12 protein-coding genes and 1 pseudogene are annotated in these 17,124 nt (G+C 73.9%); 7 read left to right on the top strand and 6 right to left on the bottom strand.

Annotation, left to right across the window (positions count from 1 at the left end; translation table 11 throughout):
* Window positions 1-10 precede the first annotated feature (10 nt).
* The gene (fhuB, locus tag ABTY15_RS21410) at window positions 11-2,227 is read right to left on the bottom strand and encodes a Fe(3+)-hydroxamate ABC transporter permease FhuB (protein ID WP_350595575.1); all 2,217 of its coding nucleotides are present in this window, start codon (window positions 2,225-2,227) and stop codon (window positions 11-13) included.
* Between the two features lie 106 nt (window positions 2,228-2,333).
* Here fhuB and ABTY15_RS21415 point away from each other — a divergent pair, with 106 nt between their 5' ends.
* The 4 genes from ABTY15_RS21415 to ABTY15_RS21430 all read left to right on the top strand — a co-directional run bounded on the left by ABTY15_RS21415 (window position 2,334) and on the right by ABTY15_RS21430 (window position 6,326).
* Window positions 2,334-3,353 (top strand): ABC transporter substrate-binding protein, encoded by a 1,020-nt coding sequence (locus ABTY15_RS21415; RefSeq protein ID WP_350595582.1) that lies wholly within the window; start codon window positions 2,334-2,336, stop codon window positions 3,351-3,353.
* 33 nt (window positions 3,354-3,386) lie between these two features.
* Complete coding sequence (locus ABTY15_RS21420; protein WP_350595592.1) at window positions 3,387-4,169, top strand: ABC transporter ATP-binding protein; 783 nt, start codon at window positions 3,387-3,389, stop codon at window positions 4,167-4,169.
* 81 nt (window positions 4,170-4,250) lie between these two features.
* Window positions 4,251-5,414 carry a PQQ-dependent sugar dehydrogenase gene (locus ABTY15_RS21425; protein ID WP_350595596.1) on the top strand — a complete coding sequence of 388 codons (1,164 nt, stop codon included), beginning with the start codon at window positions 4,251-4,253 and terminating at the stop codon, window positions 5,412-5,414.
* A 453-nt stretch (window positions 5,415-5,867) separates the two neighbouring features.
* Window positions 5,868-6,326, top strand: coding sequence for a MarR family winged helix-turn-helix transcriptional regulator (locus ABTY15_RS21430; protein ID WP_350595605.1), 459 nt, complete (start codon window positions 5,868-5,870; stop codon window positions 6,324-6,326).
* A gap of 2 nt (window positions 6,327-6,328) precedes the next feature.
* Here the strand turns inward: ABTY15_RS21430 and ABTY15_RS21435 are convergent, their stop codons facing one another.
* The 5 genes from ABTY15_RS21435 to ABTY15_RS21455 all read right to left on the bottom strand — a co-directional run bounded on the left by ABTY15_RS21435 (window position 6,329) and on the right by ABTY15_RS21455 (window position 11,775).
* On the bottom strand, window positions 6,329-6,901 hold the full coding sequence (locus ABTY15_RS21435) for a GTP-binding protein (protein WP_350595612.1): 573 nt from the start codon (window positions 6,899-6,901) through the stop codon (window positions 6,329-6,331).
* Between the two features lie 57 nt (window positions 6,902-6,958).
* The gene (locus tag ABTY15_RS21440) at window positions 6,959-7,339 is read right to left on the bottom strand and encodes a DUF742 domain-containing protein (RefSeq protein ID WP_350595619.1); all 381 of its coding nucleotides are present in this window, start codon (window positions 7,337-7,339) and stop codon (window positions 6,959-6,961) included.
* Window positions 7,336-7,767 (bottom strand): roadblock/LC7 domain-containing protein, encoded by a 432-nt coding sequence (locus ABTY15_RS21445; RefSeq protein ID WP_350595626.1) that lies wholly within the window; start codon window positions 7,765-7,767, stop codon window positions 7,336-7,338. The genes ABTY15_RS21440 and ABTY15_RS21445 overlap by 4 nt, the downstream gene beginning before the upstream one ends.
* On the bottom strand, window positions 7,767-10,073 hold the full coding sequence (locus tag ABTY15_RS21450; protein ID WP_350595636.1) for an ATP-binding protein: 2,307 nt from the start codon (window positions 10,071-10,073) through the stop codon (window positions 7,767-7,769). Before ABTY15_RS21450 ends, ABTY15_RS21445 begins: the two co-directional genes overlap by 1 nt.
* A 442-nt stretch (window positions 10,074-10,515) precedes the next feature.
* Window positions 10,516-11,775 (bottom strand): acyl-CoA dehydrogenase family protein, encoded by a 1,260-nt coding sequence (locus tag ABTY15_RS21455; protein ID WP_350595708.1) that lies wholly within the window; start codon window positions 11,773-11,775, stop codon window positions 10,516-10,518.
* 423 nt (window positions 11,776-12,198) lie between these two features.
* On the opposite strand from ABTY15_RS21455, the gene ABTY15_RS21460 reads away from it, so the two are divergent.
* The 3 genes and pseudogenes from ABTY15_RS21460 to ABTY15_RS21470 all read left to right on the top strand — a co-directional run.
* Window positions 12,199-13,272, top strand: a complete 1,074-nt coding sequence (locus ABTY15_RS21460) for a GAF domain-containing protein (RefSeq protein ID WP_350595646.1) — start codon at window positions 12,199-12,201, stop codon at window positions 13,270-13,272.
* Between the two features lie 315 nt (window positions 13,273-13,587).
* Window positions 13,588-15,213, top strand: coding sequence for a lipase maturation factor family protein (locus ABTY15_RS21465; RefSeq protein ID WP_350595714.1), 1,626 nt, complete (start codon window positions 13,588-13,590; stop codon window positions 15,211-15,213).
* 206 nt (window positions 15,214-15,419) lie between these two features.
* Window positions 15,420-17,124 (top strand): annotated as a pseudogene (locus ABTY15_RS21470) (hypothetical protein); the annotation flags it as partial.

Below are 17,124 nucleotides of genomic sequence, written 5' to 3' on the forward strand. Positions count from 1 at the left end.
TCCTTGAGGATCAGGCGGGGGTGCCGCGGCGGCCGAGCAGCACCCAGAGCAGGAAGGGCCCGCCGAGGACGGTGGTGACGATGCCGACCGGGATCTCCACCCCGCCGATCAGCACCCGCCCCACGGTGTCCGCGAGCACGACCAGCACGGCCCCGGTGAGCGCCGAGCCCAGGACCGGGACCCGTGCGGGCCCGGCCAGCCGCCCGGCGATCACCGGCGCGGCGAGGGCGACGAAGCCGACCGGCCCGCAGACGCCCACCGCCAGCCCGGCCAGCGCCACCGCCAGCAGCAGGCAGGCGAGCCGGACCCGGCCCGGGTCGACGCCGAGCGCCGAGGCCACGCTGTCGTCGAACCGCAGCACCGCCAGCCGCCGCGCCACCGCCAGGGCGAGCGGCACCAGCACGGCCAGCCCGATCAGCACCGGGGTGGCGACCGCGTAGTCGCGTCCGTTGAGGCTGCCGGAGGTCCAGACGTACAGCGAGCCGGCCGAGTTCAGCGAGCGACGGGCCAGCGCGACCTGGATGACGGCCGAGGCGAGCGCCGACATGGCGAGGCCGACCACCAGCACCCGGTAGCCGCGGGCGCCGAGCCCGCCGGAGACCAGGGTCACGGCGAGGACGGCGGCCAGCGCGCCGAGCGGACCGGCCCACCATGCGCCGAAAGTGCCGGAGGCGGTGGCGGAGATCAGTACGGCCGCCGTGGCACCGTCGTTGACGCCGAGGAGCTCGGGGGTGGCGAGGCGGTTGCGGGCGAGGGTCTGGGTGAGGCAGCCGGCCAGGCCGAGGGCGGCGCCGGCGGCGAGCCCGGCGACGATCCGCCCGAGCCGGAACCGCTGCACCAACAGCACGTCCAGCCGGTCCCCGTAGCCGAACACGGCCTGGAAGGTGCGGCCCAGGCCGAGCTCGCTCTGCCCGGCGTGGGCGGACACGACGACGGCGGCGACCAGCGCGGCGGCCAGCCCGAGCGAGGCGAGCAGCGCCCGCCGGGGCAGCAGCAGCGACCACGCGCCGCGCCGCAGCACCAGATCGGGCCTGGCCGGGGCGGCCGCCTCTTCGCGCCGGACGGGCGCGGGCTCGGCCGGGTCCGCCATCGCGAGCGCGGCCGCCCGGCGGGAGCGGACGATCGCGATCAGCGCGGGCGCGCCGACCAGGGCGACGATCACCGACACCGGTGCCTCGAACGGCCTGGCCACCACCCGGGCCAGCACGTCGGCCCCGGTGAGCACGGCGGCGCCGAACAGCCCGGCGAGCAGGGTGAGCCGCCCCACCCGGGGCCCGGCGACCGCCCGGGCCAGGAAGCCGGCGAGCAGGCCGAGGAAGGAGACCGGGCCGGCCAGGGCGACCGCCGAGGCGGTGAGCAGCGTGACCGCCAGGGCGACCGCCGCCCGGGTGGCTCCGGGCCGGTGGCCGAGGCTGCGGGCGAGGTCGTCGCCGAGGGCCAGCGCGGTCAGCGGCCGGGTCGCCAGCAGGGCGAGCAGGAACCCCACGCCGAGCACCGGCGCGAGCTGGCGCAGTGTCGCCCAGCCCTCCACCCCGGCCAGCGAGCCGAGCACCCAGACCCGGTACCTGTCGTACGCCTCAGGTGAGTTGACGATCAGCACCCCGGTGAGCCCGCCGAAGGTCGCGCCGACCGCGGAGCCGCCGAGCACCAGCCGCATCGGCGACCCGCCGCCCCGGCTGCCCGCGACGAGCAGCACGAGCGCGCTGGCGAGCACCGCGCCGCCGAAGGCGAAGACCAGGTAGCCGTACGAGGTCTGGACGCCGAGCACCGCGATCCCGAGGACGACGCCCAGCGACGCGCCCGCGTTGACGCCGAGCAGTCCGGTCTCCGCGAGCGGGTTGCGGGTGACGGACTGCAACTGCGCCCCGGCGACCCCGAGCGCGGCACCGACCAGCAGCGCGGTGACCGTGCGCGGCAGGCGCAGGTCCCCGACGACGAGCGCGAGCCGACCGTCCGCCCGGGCACCGCCGCGGTCGAGCAGGTAGTCCAACACCCGCCCGGGGCCGACCTCTCCGGCCCCGACCGACAGCGAGAGCCCGGCCAGTGCGACCAGGACCGCCACCGCCCCGACGGCGACCGGCCAGACCGGGCGGTGCCCGGCCCCTCGGACGGCCCCTCGGACGACCTCGTGGACGACCCCTCGGCTGACCTCTGGGCCGGTCGGGGGTGCGGGGGCGTCCGGCTCGGTGCGGGACGCTTCGTGGACGCCCACTTGCGACGATGTCATAAGGTAAGGCTAACCTAATGGCCGTGCTGTCCTGTGGGGCGCCTCCGCTGCGCCGATCTGCCCGGACACCGTTCAACTCCCGTACCACCACTGCCCGGAGGCACCCATGCCAGTTGCCCAGAGCCCGCTCCGCCCCGCCCGCCGCCGCGTGATCCAGGCCCTGGCCGTCACCGGGGCCGCCGCCCTCCTGCTCGCCGGATGCGGCTCCTCGGGCTCCTCCTCGGGCGCCACGACCTCCTCCTCGGCCGCCTCCGGCGGCGCCGGTCCGGACCCGGCCGGCAGCAAGCGGACCGTCAAGGACGCCACCGGCAAGGCCGTCGAGATCCCCGCCGCACCCCAGCGGATCGTCACCCTCACCCAGGAGGACCTCGACGCCGTGCTCGCCCTCGGCCTCAAGCCCGTCGGAATCACCAACGGCCAGGGGCTCAACGAGCCGCCCGCCTACCTCAAGGACAAGGTCCAGGGCGTCCCGGTCGTCGGCAACCTGCTCCAGCCCGTGATGGACAAGGTGATCGCCGCCAAGCCCGACCTCATCCTCGCCGGCGACATGCAGGACGAGCAGATGCTCAAGCAACTGCGCGAGATCACCCCCGCCACGCTGGTCACCATGGCCCCAACCGACGACTGGAAGCTCGCCTTCCGTGGGATCGGAAACGCCGTCAACAAGCTCGACCAGGCCAACAAGGTGATCTCCGGTTACGACGCCAAAGCCGCCAAGGCCGGCGGGGAGCTCGGGAAGAACAAGGGTGCGGCCGTCTCCATCGTCCGCTGGAACCCCACCGGCCCCAGCTGGATGGAGAAGCGGCAGTTCGCCGGCGGTGTCGCCCTCGACATGGGCCTCACCCGCCCCAAGGCCCAGGACAAGGACGGCAACGCCCACAGCCCCGCGCTCAGCCTGGAGAAGCTCGCCGAGATCGACGGCGACTGGCTGTTCCTCTCCACCCTCACCGACGACGGCAAGACCGCCCTCAAGGACGTCCAGTCCAAGCCCGCCTACCAGGAGCTGAACGCCGTCAAGAACAACCACACCGTCACCGTGGACGGCTCGGTGTGGTCCACCCGCGGCGGCCCCCTCGCGGCCGACGTCGTCATCGGCGACATCGGCAAGGCGCTTGCCTCCTCCTGACCGCCCGGCCCGCGCCAACCGAAGGAACCCGCGATGGAGCTGACGATCCAGGGGCTCACCGCCGGCTACGGCCCGGGCCGCCCGGTGCTGAGCGGCGTCGACCTCACCGTGCCGGCCGGCCGGGTGGTCGCCGTCGTCGGCCCGAACGGCTGTGGGAAGTCCACCCTGCTGCGCGCCGTGGCCCGGCTGCACCGGCCGGACGGCGGTCGGGTGCTGGTCGGCGGCGAGTCCGTCTGGCGGCTGCGGCCGCGGCAGGCCGCTCACCGGGTGGCGCTGCTCCCGCAGAGCCCGCAGGCACCCGAGGCGGTCACCGTCGCCGGACTCGTCCGCTACGGCCGCCACCCGCACCAGGGGCTCTTCCGGCAGTGGTCGACGACGGACGAGCGGCTCGTCGCCGACGCCCTGCGCGCCACCGGCGTCGAGGACCTCGCCGACCGGCGGCTGGACCGCCTCTCCGGAGGCCAGCGCCAGCGCTGCTGGCTCGCCATGGTGCTGGCCCAGGACACGCCCGTCGTGCTGCTCGACGAGCCGACCAGCGCCCTGGACCTCGGGCACGCCGTCGAGGTGCTGGAACTGGTCCGCCTGGTCGCGGCCGGCGGACGCACCGTCGTCATGGTGCTGCACGACCTCGCCGCGGCCGCCCGCTACGCCGACCTGGTGGTCGCCCTGCGGGACGGCGCGGTGGTCGCCTGCGGGCCGCCCCGCGAGGTGGTGGACGAGGGGCTGGTGCGCGCGCTCTACGACATCGACAGCGATGTGCTGGCCGCCCCCGGCGACGGCGCCCCCGTGATCGTCCCCCGGGCGCCCGCGGGCTGACGGCCGGACGGCGGGTTGCCGGGGCGGGCGCGGACGGGTGTGCTCTGCTGGGGCCACGCCACGTCCACGGAGGGGGCCCCGGTGCACCGTCGACTCCTCGCCGCCCTGCTGGCCCTGCTGCTCGCCCCGGCGGCCTGCTCCTCCTCGGCGCCTGCCCCCGGTGGCGCCGGCCCCGCCACCGCGAGCCCGGCCACGCCGGGCGGCCCGGGCGGCCCGACGGTCCGCGCCACCGTTGCGGACGGGCTGGCCGTGCCATGGGGCCTGGTCGTGCTGCCCGGTGGGGACCTGCTGGTCTCCGAGCGGGACAGCGCCCGGATCGTGCGGATCGCCACGCCCGGCGGGGCCGGCGGGGCGGGAGGTTCCCCGCGGGCCGACGGGGCCGCCGGGGCGAAGACCGAGGCGGGCACCGTGCCAGGGGTGGTGGCCGGGGGAGAGGGTGGGCTGCTCGGCCTCGCGGTGTCCCCCGGCTTCGCCGCCGACCGGCTGGTGTACGCCTACCTCAGCACCGCCGAGGACAACCGGATCGTTCGGATCCGTTACGACCCCGCGCTGCCCGTCGGCGCCCAACTCGGCACCCCGGAAACCCTGCTGGCCGGAATCCCGCGCGGCCCGCGCCACAACGGCGGCCGGATCGCCTTCGGCCCCGATGGCCTGCTGTACGCCACCACTGGGGACAGTGGCGACCCGGCGCTCGCCCAGGACGCGGCCTCGCTCGGCGGCAAGATCCTCCGGCTGACCCCGGACGGCGCCCCCGCCCCGGGAAACCCGCTGCCCGGATCGCCGGTCTACTCCCTCGGCCACCGCAACCCCGAGGGCATCGCCTGGGACCCCGAAGGGCGGCTCTGGGCCTGTGAGTTCGGTGCGGACACCTGGGACGAGCTCAACCTGATCCGCCCCGGCGGCAACTACGGCTGGCCCGAGCTCGAAGGTGCCGGCCACCGCCCCGGATTCATCGACCCCCTCGCCCAGTGGCGCCCCGCAGAAGCCTCCCCGAGCGGCCTCGCCTACGCCGACGGCGCGCTCTGGATGGCCGCGCTGCGCGGCACCCGCCTGTGGCGCGTGCCGATCGCCGGCGACCACCTGGCCGGCAGCCCCCGGGGCTACCTCAACGACGCCTACGGCCGCCTGCGGACCGTGGTCACCGCCCCCGACGGCACCCTCCTGCTCGCCACCAACAACACCGACGGCCGCGGCGAGCCGCGCCCCGGGGACGACCGCGTCCTCCGCCTCGCCCCTGGCGGGTAGCCGCCCGGCCACCGCCGCCCGGAGCCGGACCACCGCGCCCCGGAGCGCCACGCCCCAGGCCCTCGCGGTCCGGGCCACCGAGCCCCGGACCGCTGCGATCCACTCCTTCACCGTGCTCCCCATCCGTGCCTCCCCGCGCTCCGGCTGACCTCGTTCGCCAGTCGAGAACCCTCCGAACCCCCGTGACGCTTCCCGATCCGTAGCCAAAGCCCGCAGCTCCACTCGAAAGGGTGTTCGCTAACCATGCTTGTTGACGTTTGGCCGTTCGCACACGCCTGAGTGTCAGTGGTCCGCGCTACGTTCCCGGCATCGCAGACCGCGAGCCGCGGGTGGCCGCGGCGCAGGAGGGCATCGACAGAGGTACTTGCACAGACAGGTAATCCGCGTCGGCTGGCATACTTGGAACGGGGGAGACAGTGCGCGAAGCACAGCTGAACGGAAGGACGGCGAGCCATGGGGATACGCGACGACGCGGCCGAGGTCCGGGCGCGTGGCTGGCGTACGCTCGCCGCGCTGCACGGCTTGATCGACACCGCGCTGGAGAAGGCGCTGCAGGCGGAGCACCGGCTCTCGGTGGTCGAGTACACCGTGCTGGAGGCGCTCTCGCGGCAGGACGGCTGGCACATGCGGATGCAGCAGCTGGCCCGTGCGGCGGCGCTGAGCAGCAGCGCGACCACCCGGCTGGTCACGCGGCTGGAGGACCGCGGGCTGCTCAGCCGCTACCTCTGCGCGGACGACCGGCGGGGGATCTACACGGAGCTGACCCCGGAGGGCCGGGACCTGCTGACGGCCGCCCGGCCGGTGCACGACGCGACCCTGGAGTCGACCCTGGCGCGGGCCGCCGAGGTCCCCGAGCTGGCCCCGCTGGTGGGCGCCCTGGCCGAGCTCAAGGGTGGTACGGCGGGCGCCTAGCCTCAGCGACGGGCGGCGAGGGCGTCCCGGCGGACCCGGTCCAGCAGGGCGAGCAGCAGTTCCTTGCTGGACGACCGCTCCCGCACGTCGCAGAGCACGACCGGGACTTCCGGGCCGAGGTCCAGCGCGCGCCGGACGTCCTCGGGGCTGGCCTCGCGGCGGCCGTGGAAGCAGTTGACGCCGATCGCGAACGGGATGCCGCGCTGCTCGAAGAAGTCGACGGCGGCGAAGCTGGATTCGAGCCGCCGGGTGTCGGCGAGGACGATCGCCCCGAGGGCGCCGAGGGCGAGGTCGTCCCACATGAACCAGAACCGGAACTGTCCGGGCGTGCCGAACAGGTAGAGCACCAGGTCCTCACGGACGGTGATCCGCCCGAAGTCCATGGCCACGGTGGTGGTGGACTTGTCCTGGACGCCGTCGAGGCTGTCGACCCCGATGCTGGCGCGGGTCATCCGCTCCTCGGTCTGCAGCGGTTCGATCTCGCTGACCGAGCCGACCATGGTGGTCTTTCCGACGCCGAAGCCGCCGGCGACGAGGATCTTGACCGCGCCCGGCACCAGGCTCTGGGTCGTCAATTCGGGTCTCCTGGAGGGGGAGTGGGAGAGGCGGGGGCCGACCGGGGGCCCGCCGGGTCAGAGCCGGCGGACGCCCTCGATGACGGCCTGGATCAGCGAGATGTCCGGCGCCTCGGCGAGCTGGACGGGGGCACGGGTGAGGATCAGCCGGGCCTCGGCCAGGTCGTCGAGCAGCACCTTGACCACGCTCACCGGCAGGTCGAGCGTGGCGGCGATCTCGGCTACGGCCAGCGGGCGTTCGCGGCACAGGTCGAGGATCGCGGCCGGCTCGGGGGAGAGCCGGCTGGTGTCGGTGAGTGGGTTGGCGGTCACCACGAGGGTGATCAGCGCGAAGCCGTCACGGACGGGGCCGGTGCGCCCGTTGGTGATCGCGTAAGGGCGGACCAGATGGCCTGCGTCCTTGTCGTAGAACCAGGCCTCGTCGGCTTCGGTGGTCACGCACCGCCACCCACGCCGGTCTGGCCCGCGTCGCTGCGCGGCGCTGCGGTGAGGTACTGGCCGACCTGCTTGACCAGCATGTTGATCTCGTACGCCATCAGACCGGCGTCCACCTGCTCGCTGGTCAGGACGGCGAGCCGGGCGCCCTGTCCGGCAGTGGTGACGAACAGGAACAGCTGGTCCATCTCGACGACGGTCTGCCGGACCCGGCCGCCGTTGAACCGGTGGCCGGCGCCCCGGGCGAGGCTCTGCAGGCCGGAGGCGACGGCCGACAGGTGCTCGGCGTCGGCCCGGTCGAGGCCCTGCGACATGCCGACCAGCAGGCCGTCCTCGGAGAGGACGATGGCGTGCCGGGTCTCGGGGACCCGCGCGACCAGCTGGTCCAGCAGCCAGTTGAGGTCGCGCTGGGTGTCGGTGTGCTGCGTCATCACTGCTGTTCCTTGGCTTCCTGAGCGGCGGAGGCTTCCTGAGCGGCGGAAGGTGCGGCCGGGGCGTTGGGCGTCGCGAGCGGCGCCGGGGGTGCGGTGGGCTCCTGGGGTGCGGCGGGCGCAGGCGTGGCCGGGGGCACGGGCGCGGCCGGCGCGTCCGCGCTGCCGGACGGACCGGACACGCCGGACACACCGGACGGGTCTGACGGTTCGGAACCGGCCGCACGGGCGGTCCGGGTGCCGCGCTGGATGGCGGCCATGGTGGCGCGGGAGCGCTGCGGGGAGGGGTCGTCGGCCTCGGCGGCCCCGTGCCGGGGGCCGGTCGGGGCGGACTGGGCGGGCTGGGCGATCGGCGCGGGCATCATGGCGCCGGGCGCGTGGGCCTCGCGGAGCTGTTCGGCGAGGCTGGCGTTGCGGACCCGCTGCGGCAGGACCCGCGGAGTGCGCAGCTCGCCGTCCGGGCCGTGCTCCAAGTGCTCCTCCTGCGCGCGTTCGTGGGTGGGCGTGGCGCGGTCGGCGGGCACCCCGTCGAAGGGCGCCCCCGCGGGCTCGGCCGGACCGTCCGCACCGCGCAGGTCCGTCCGATCGTCCGCAGAGGTGTCGTACGGGCGGGGCAGCGCGGGCCGCGGCACGACCACGGCACCGGGCAGGCCGGGGATCGCGGCACCGACCGGCAGTCCGCCGTTGGTCGGGGCGGGGGCGGTACCGTCCTGGCCACCGTCCACGGGGTACTGGGCGAGCAGCTCGCCGATGATCACCCCGCTGTCACCGGGCACACCACTGCCTACGGGACCACCAGTCAGGAGGCCGGCAACAACAGGACCACCACCAACAGGACCGCTGCCCACGGGACCACCGGCCAAGGGGCCACCAAGCACCGGAATCCCGCCCGGAGGAGTCCCAACCGGCCCCCCGGGAAGCCCGGGGATCTCCGGAGCCGCGGGCACCGCCAGGACCTCGGCAGCCCCCGGCACGGCCGGACCCGCCGACGTACCCGGCGCCGCCGGAGCCTCCGGCCCGGCCGGCCCGCCCAGCAGTCCGCTGAGCACCCCGGCCAGCGCGCCGGACAACTCCTCGTCCACGTCGCCGAGGTCGCCGTCCACCGACGGCAGCGGCTCGGGCACCGGCGTCCGGGTGACCCGCGCGCCGGACGGCAGCCCGGGGACGGCCGCCGGCTGTTCCGCCTGCTCCAGCAGCACGGAGGGCACCAGCACCACGGCCCGGGTGCCCCCGTACGGCGAGGGCCGCAGGGTGACCTGGATCTCGTGCCGGGTGGCCAGCCGCGCGACGACGAACAGGCCGAGGCGCAGGTCGTCGCCGAGCGCGGAGACGTCGAGGTCCGGCGGGTTGGCGAGGTAGTCGTTGAGCCGCTCGTACTCCTCCTCGCTCATGCCGAGCCCGCGGTCCTCGACCTCGACCGCGAGGCCCTTGGGGACCTCCTGTGCGGAGACCTGCACCTGCGTGTACGGCGGGGAGAAGGTGGTGCCGTTCTCGATCAGCTCGGCGATCAGGTGGATGACGTCGGCGACGGCCTGTCCGCTGAGCGAGGCGCGCGGCACGCCCTGGACGACCACGCGGGCGTAGTTCTCGGTCTCGGAGACGGCGCTGCGCAGCACGTTGACCATGGGCACGGCGTTGCGCCAGCGCCGGGCGGGCAGCGCGCCGCCGAGGATGACCAGGTTCTCGGCGTTGCGCCGCATCCGGGTGGCGAGGTGGTCGACGGCGAACAGTTCGCGCAGCAGCTCGGGTTCCTCGTGCTCGCGCTCCAGCGCGTCCAGCATGCTGATCTGTCGGTGGATCAGGATCTGGGTGCGGCGGGCGATGTTGAGGAAGACCTTCTTCGTCCCCTCCCGGCCCTGGGCCTGGTGGACGATCGCGGTGACGGCGGCCTGGCGGACGGCGGCGAGGCCGTCGGCGGTCTGCTGGACCTCGTCGCCGATCCGCCGGGACGGGGACCAGGCGGGCGGCGTGGGCACCGGCTCCCCGGCGCGCAGCCGGCCGACCACCTCGGGGATCTCGTGCTGGGCGAGCGCGAGGGTGTCGGCGCGCAGCCCGGAGAGGCGGGCGGACAGGGCACGGGCGGTCCGGATGCCGCGGATCAGGCTGATCAGCAGGACCAGGGCGACGACGGCACTGCCGGCGAGCAGCGCGGTGCGGTGTCCGGCGTCGCGCAGCAGGTAGGCGGCGTAGCCCCAGGCGGCGGCCAGGCCCAGGCTGGGGACCAGCACGAGGGCGAGGAGCGAGCTGCGGAGGGAGCCGGACCGGCCGGCGCGGTGGCCCGTGCGGGGGGCCGATATGCCTGGCATCTGATTCCTTGTTGCAGGGCCGAACGGCGGGTTGGGCCCGCGTGCGGTCCGGCCGGGGCTTCAGGGTGCCACGGACGGGGTGCCGGACGGGTGTGACGCGGTGTCACCGTCCGGACGGGGTGCAGCACGGCCGCCGACGGCAGGAACGCTACCAGCCCGAGGTGCCCCCATCGCAACATCAACTGACGATATGTGAACGGGCGGTGGCAGTGACGAGCATTCCCGGTCGGAGCGTTCGCTGACGGATCGTCGCAGCTCAGCTCGGCTGCCGGAGCGCGCCGACGGCTCTCCGGGAGGGCTGGCGTGCCGCCCGGAGAACCGTCAGGAACAGGTCAAACCACTTGTCGTGCCGAGAGTTCGGCACCGGGCGGAACCCCACCCCGGGTGGAGCCGGCCGGGCGGTCGGCGCCACGTGCGGCGGTGGCGCGGACGGTCCGGGCCGTCAGCCCGCCAGCGGGATCGGCAGGATCTTGGCGTCCTGCCCCTCCAGCTCGGCCTCGCGCTCGGCCAGTTCGGTCCACGCCCAGCTCGCCAGGTCGGACAGCTCCGCCGACCACTGCTTGCCGTAGGTGCCCGAGGCGACCTGCCCGAGTCGCAGCCGCTGGACGTCCGAGGTGCCGGCCGGCGGGTAGATGTGGGTGGCGTCGCGCAGGTAGCGCTCGATCCGGTACTCGGCCTGCGTGCCGCGGGCGGCGAAGATCTCCATCGCGTTGCGCGCCGAGTCCAGCGCGTACTCGGTGTTGATGAGCTTGGCGTTCATCAGTTCGGCGTCGCAGGCCTTGCCGTGGTCGAGCAGGTGCGAGGCGTGGTAGGCGGCGAGCTTCGCGGTCATCAGCCGGGACTGCATCTCGCCCAGTTTCAGCGCGATGTTGGGCAGCTGGTTCAGCGGCTTGCCGTACAGCACCCGCTCCTCGGCGAAGCGCACGGTGTCCTCGACGATCGCGACGTGGATGCCGAGCGCTACGGCGGCGAGGTTGAGCCGGCCGTACAGGGTGGAGGAGGAGTAGGCGACGTCCAGGCCCTGGCCCTCGCGGCCGAGTCGGTTGCCGACCGGGATGCGGCAGTCCTCGAAGACGATCTCGCCGAAGCTGAAGCCGTGCAGCCCGCCCTGGGTGCCGACGTCGCCGGCCCGGAAGCCGGGGCGGTCGCTCTCGACCAGGAACGCCGACAGGCCCTTGCTGCCCTCGTCGGTGCGGAACACCACGCCGTGGACGTCGCCGATGTGCGAGTTGCCGACGAACCACTTGCGGCCGTTGAGCACGTATTCGTCGCCCTCGCGGCGGGCGGTGCCGGACATCCCGAGCACGTGGCCGCCGGACTCCGGCTCGGTGACGGCGATGGTCGGCAGGGACTCGCCGGAGGCGAACTTCGGCAGCCACTCGCGCCGCTGGGCGTCCGAACCGTAGTGGATGACCTTGGCGACGCCGAGCTGGGAGGCCTGCGCCATGGCGCCCATCGCGCCGCTGACCCGGGCCAGTTCCTCGACGATGACGGTCTTGCCCAGGTGTCCGAGCCCCATGCCGCCGAACTCGCGTGGGATGGTGACGCCGATCCAGCCCCGGCGGGCTATCTCCCGCGAGAGCTCGAACTCGACCTCCCGGTCGGCCTCCATTCTGGCCACCTGCGGACGTACCTCCTTCTCCGCGAACTCACGAACCTCCGCCCGGAGGCTCTCGTGTCGCTCATCAGTGAAGTAGTCCATCGTCATGCTGCGGTCCTCTCATCTCAGTTGGTAGTCGTGCCTCCGTCCGTGCCGTCGAAGCCGCGCCGGCCGCCCGGGGAAATTGGGTGGGGGTGTGGAGGTGGCGGCCGATTGCCCCTTTGCAATCGGTGCATGCGGAACCGGTCGGTGCCCCCGAGGGCTTGGGGTTACCGCCCGTGTCTTCGGCAGGGCTCATTGTCATATGTCGGTACTGGGACAACCCAGAGTTGATCTTGGATTGGCGAGAATCGGTTCGTCCAAACCCTGAAGGGTTTTGCCGCCGTGTCAGGTGGGAAGTGATCTTGCCCCGCCCTGGCGACCTGCTGAGCGGCCGCTCACATGCACCTTTGACTGTTCATTAGCAAGGGTGACTAACCGGACCGGGGGCACCGAACCACCCCGATGTCTGATTACATGTGCGCCATGACTGATGTGATGAGCACTCAAGGCCAGTTCCCGGGTGCCGCCGGGGAGTCCGAGCGGACCCGCAGGCTGCGCAGCCTTGGTCTCAACGAACCGTCCGCGGACGAGGCCTTCGACCGCTTCGCCCACCTGGCCGCCAGCATCACCCGCGCCCCCATCGCGATGGTCAACTTCATCAACGACGAGCGCCAGATGTTCCGGGGGCTCTACATTCCGCCAAACTCGTCCGAGGTCGCGGCCGAAGAAGGCGCCTCGTGGGCCGATCGGGGCATCGCCTTCGACCTTCCCACCCGTCAGATGCCGATGAGTCACGGCTTCTGCCCGCACGTCGTCGCCCAGCGCTCCCCGCTCGCCCTCGACGACATCCTCGCCTACCCCCGGTTCGCCGGGAACCCGGTCGTCGACGAACTGGGTGTGCGCGCCTACCTCGGCGCTCCGCTCGTCGACGACACCAACACCGTCATCGGCACCGTCTGCGTCCTCGACCGGGAACCCCGACAGTGGGGGCGCGAACGGCTGCGCGACATCCAGCACCTCGCCGAGGCGCTGCTCTCCGAGATCCGGCTGCGCGACAACCTGCTCGCCCAGCAGCAGGAGATGTTCGCCGCCTTCGACGGCTCCCCGTTCCCGATCATGCTGACCGACGGCCCCGGCCAGGAGATCCGCTACGCCAACGCCCAGCACGCCGACATCTTCGGAGCCCCGGTGGCGTACGGGGCGATCGGCGTCGCCTACCCGCAGCTCGGCGCGGCCGGCCTCCAGCAGGCCGTCGCCGAGGCCTACCACACCGGGCGCACCACCGCCCTCAACGACGTCCGGATCCAGTCCGGCCGCCCCGAGGCCCAGCGCATCCAGCAGATCTTCAGCTTCACCTGCACTCCGCTGCGGGTCGCGCGCACCGGCCAGGTCAACGGCGTCCTCACCGTCGGCATGGACGTCACCGCGCAGTCCCGCACCGAGGAGGAGCTCGGCACGCTGGCCGCCCTGCTGGTCGACCGGCTCCAGCAGAACGGCGCCGCCCCGACCGGCCGGGCGGGCATCGCCGGCGAAACCGGACTCGTCCTGCCGGGCTGAACCCGCCGACCTGCCGTGCCCGGCACCGCCGTTCGCAACCGCACCATCCACCGCCGTGGCGGGGCGCCTCTCACCCCCGAGGAGAGGCTCCCCGCCACCGTGCTGTTCGGGGTTGGGTGCCGACACCCCGTGCAGGCCCGTCGCCGGGCCCGAGCCGGCCCCGAGCCGGGCCCGAATCAGCTCCGAGCCAGCTCCGAGCCGGCCCTGAGCCGGGGCCGGACGCCCACCCGCGGCAGGGCCCGAGCGGGTGAACCGGCCGCCGCCCCCGCCCGCACCGCCGCCCGCCGCGGGCCGCCGGTGGTAGGCATGGGCCGCATGGACTGGTCCGCCGCCCCCGAGTACTGGCTGAGCCGGCTGCTCGTCCAACGCCTGCTCGCCGGCCTCTACCTGATCGGCTTCCTCGCCGCCGCCGCACAGTTCCGCGCCCTCCTCGGCGCCGACGGCATGCTGCCCGTCCCCCGCTTCACCGCCCGCGTCCCGTTCCGGCAGTCGCCCAGCCTCTTCCACCTCCACTACAGCGACCGCTTCTTCGCCACCGTCGCCTGGACCGGTGCCGTCCTCGCCGCCGCCGTCGCCGCCGGCCTCGCCGACGCGGGCCCGCTGTGGCTGTCCGTCCTGCTCTGGCTCGCGCTCTGGGCGCTCTACCTCTCCATCGTCAACGTCGGACAGACCTGGTACTCCTTCGGCTGGGAGTCCCTGCTGCTCGAAGCCGGCTTCCTCGCCGCCTTCCTCGGCAACGCCGACACCGCCCCGCCCGCCCCCGTCCTCTGGCTGCTGCGCTGGCTCGTCTTCCGCGTCGAGTTCGGCGCCGGACTGATCAAACTACGAGGCGACCGCTGCTGGCGCGATCTGACCTGCCTGCGCTACCACCACGAGACCCAGCCCATGCCCGGACCGCTCAGCTGGTTCTTCCACCACCTGCCCGACCCGCTGCACCGGGTCGAGGTCGCCGCCAACCACGTCACCCAACTCCTCCTCCCGGTCTGCCTCCTCCTTCCGCAACCCGTCGCGAGCTACGCCGCCTGCGCCGTCCTCGCCACCCAGCTGTGGCTGATCGCCTCCGGCAACTTCGCCTGGCTCAACTGGCTGACCATCACGCTCGCCCTCGCCGCCGTCGAACCCACCCGCCTCGGCCTGCCCGTCCAGCCCCGCCACTACCCCGGCACCCCCGGCTGGTACCAGGCGCTGGTGATCGCGCTGACCGTGGCCGTCGTCGTCCTCAGCTACTGGCCGGTCCGCAACATGGTCTCCCGCGGCCAGATCATGAACCGCTCCTTCAACCGGCTCCACCTCGTCAACACCTACGGCGCCTTCGGCAGCATCAACCGCCTCCGCCAGGAGGTCGTCGTGGAAGGCACCGGCGACACCACCCTCACCCCGCACACCGTCTGGCACGAATACGGCTTCAAGGGCAAACCCGGCGACGTGCGCCGCCTCCCCCGCCAGTACGCCCCCTACCACCTGCGGCTCGACTGGCTGATGTGGTTCGCCGGCATCTCACCCGCCTACGCCCGCCCCTGGTTCCTGCCCTTCGTCGCCCGCCTCCTCGCCGGCGACCGCGCCACCCTCCGGCTGCTGCGCCACAACCCCTTCCCCGACACCCCGCCGACCCACGTCCGGGCGACCCTCTACCTCTACCGGTTCACCGGATGGCGCGAACTCCGCGAAACCGGCGCCTGGTGGCACCGCACCGCGCTCTACGAATACCTGCCGCCCGTCGACCGCACCGCCCTCACCCGCGCCGGATACCGCCCACCCCTCGGCCGCCCCACCCGCAGCGTCCCCCTGGACCGGCTGCGCCGCGCCCGCCCCGCCTGGCCCGGCGAGCCCGGCGCACCCCACCGGCCCAGCGAGCCCGGCCCGGCCGACCGGCCCGGCCGAGGGCGGCGCGGGGACCCGTCCGGCCCCACCGGACACCACCCGGGCGGACCCTCCGAGTAGCGGCCAGGCGGGCGGTATGGCACACGACACCGGCCCGTCGGACGGTGGGTGCGTGCAAGGCTCGAACGGGCACCCGTATTCTGGGCCTCCACAACCGGCAGCCCGTCCGCGCGCCCCCCAGTCCCGGTCCCCGGGGCACTCCGCGCACCCGGTCCGCCGCCCCCTCGCCGCCAGCCCCGCCGCCGCCGCCCAGAACCGGACCTCACATGACTGTGCTTCACTCGCGCAACGCCGACGCAGCCGACCCGGCGGACGTCGCCGACGCCGCAGACGTCAAGGACCCCCAGGACGCCAAGGCCACCACGGCGGAGAACGACCTCCGCGAGGACCTCGGCCGCTACGCCGAACTCGGGGCCTTCACCCTCACCGCCGACACCCACGCCTGGTTCGCGGCCGTCGACACCGTCGCTACCCCCGAGGACGCTCGCGCCGCCTCCACCGCCCTCGCCGAACTGCGCGGCCAGGACCTCCAGCAGACCTGGGAGGCCGTCACCGCCCTCGCCACCGAGGCCAAGCTCGACGAACCCGACACCGTCGCCAAGACCGCGCTCCTCGTCGAGCTGCTCCAGCGCGTCCACCGCACCTCCACCAGCCTCACCCCCGCCGCGTACGACGCTGACCTCGCCGCCCTCGCCGCCGCCACCGCGGACAGCACCTGGCGCCGCGAGCACGGCGTCAAGCTCTCCTGGCTGCGCGCCCGCTCCCTGCGCAAGCAGGCCACCGCCCTCGCCGCCGACCGCCGCATCCGCCGCGAGGACCTGCACGAGGCCCTCACCTCCGCCGAGATCGAACGCCGCGCCTGGGCCGCCCTCGCCCCCGCCGGCACCATCCCGGTCGTACCCGCCGACGGCGCCCTCGTCGAGCGGACCGCCCAGACCTTCGAGGCGATCAACACCGGCCTGCGCGGCCTCGCCCGGCTGCTCCCCGAGCAGGACCTCGACGGGCTGGCCTTCGCCGACCTCGTCGAGCTCGTCGAGCGCCTCGCCGCCGACGAGGGCACCCTCTACCGCCTGCCCACCATCCGCAGCCTGCGTGCCATTCTGGAGGAGGCTGGCCTCGGCGACCTCCTCGCCGAGCTCACCGCCGCCCAGGCCGACCGCCGCGCCGCCGAAGCCGCCTACACGGCCCGCCAGGCCCTCGCCGGCGGCCAGCGCGACGGGCTCGCGGAGGCGGAGCCGGTGGCGGTGGAAGAGCCGGTCGCCGAGGTCGAGGTCGAGGCGACGTCTGAGGTCGGGTCTGTGACCGAGGTCGAGGCTGAGGCTGAGGCTGCTGAGGTCGAGCTGACGGTGGCGGAGGAGACGGCGGAGGACGTGGCGGAGGAAGCCCCGGCTGCCGTCGTGACCCTCCCGGCCCCCTCTCCGGCCGCCGACGACCTGGTCGCTGCCGCAACCGCCGCCCTGGTCGAGGCCGCCGAGGTCGAGGCTGAGGCTGCCGAGGTTGAGACTGCTGACGATGAGGTCGCTGAGGCCGCCGAGGTCGAGGCTGCTCAGGTCGACGCCCCTGAGGTCGAGGTCGTTGCGGTCGCCGAGGTTGAGGTCGCTGAGACCGAGCTCGTAGAGGCTGCGGCCGTGGACACCGAGATCGAGGTTGTCGAGGCCGCTGAGGTTGAGGCTGTTGACGTCGAGGTCGCTGAGGTCGAGGTCGCTACGGCCACTGAGGTTGAGGTCGCCGAGGTTGAGGTTGCCGAGGTTGAGGTCGCTGAGACCGAGCCCGTAGAGGCTGCGGCCGTGGACACCGAGACCGAGGTTGTCGAGGCCGCTGAGGCTGAGGCTGTCGAGGTCGAGGTTGCCGAGACCGAGGTTGCCGCTGTCGTTGCTGAGGCCGAGGCTGTGGAGGAGACGCCGGTTCTCCTGGAGAAGCCCGTGGAGCCCGTCCTGGAGGCGGAGCCCGCTGGGGAGCCCGAGCTGGTGA

The sequence above is a fragment of the Kitasatospora sp. NPDC097643 genome, from assembly GCF_040302625.1.
In the GTDB taxonomy this organism is placed as follows: Bacteria; Actinomycetota; Actinomycetes; order Streptomycetales; family Streptomycetaceae; genus Kitasatospora.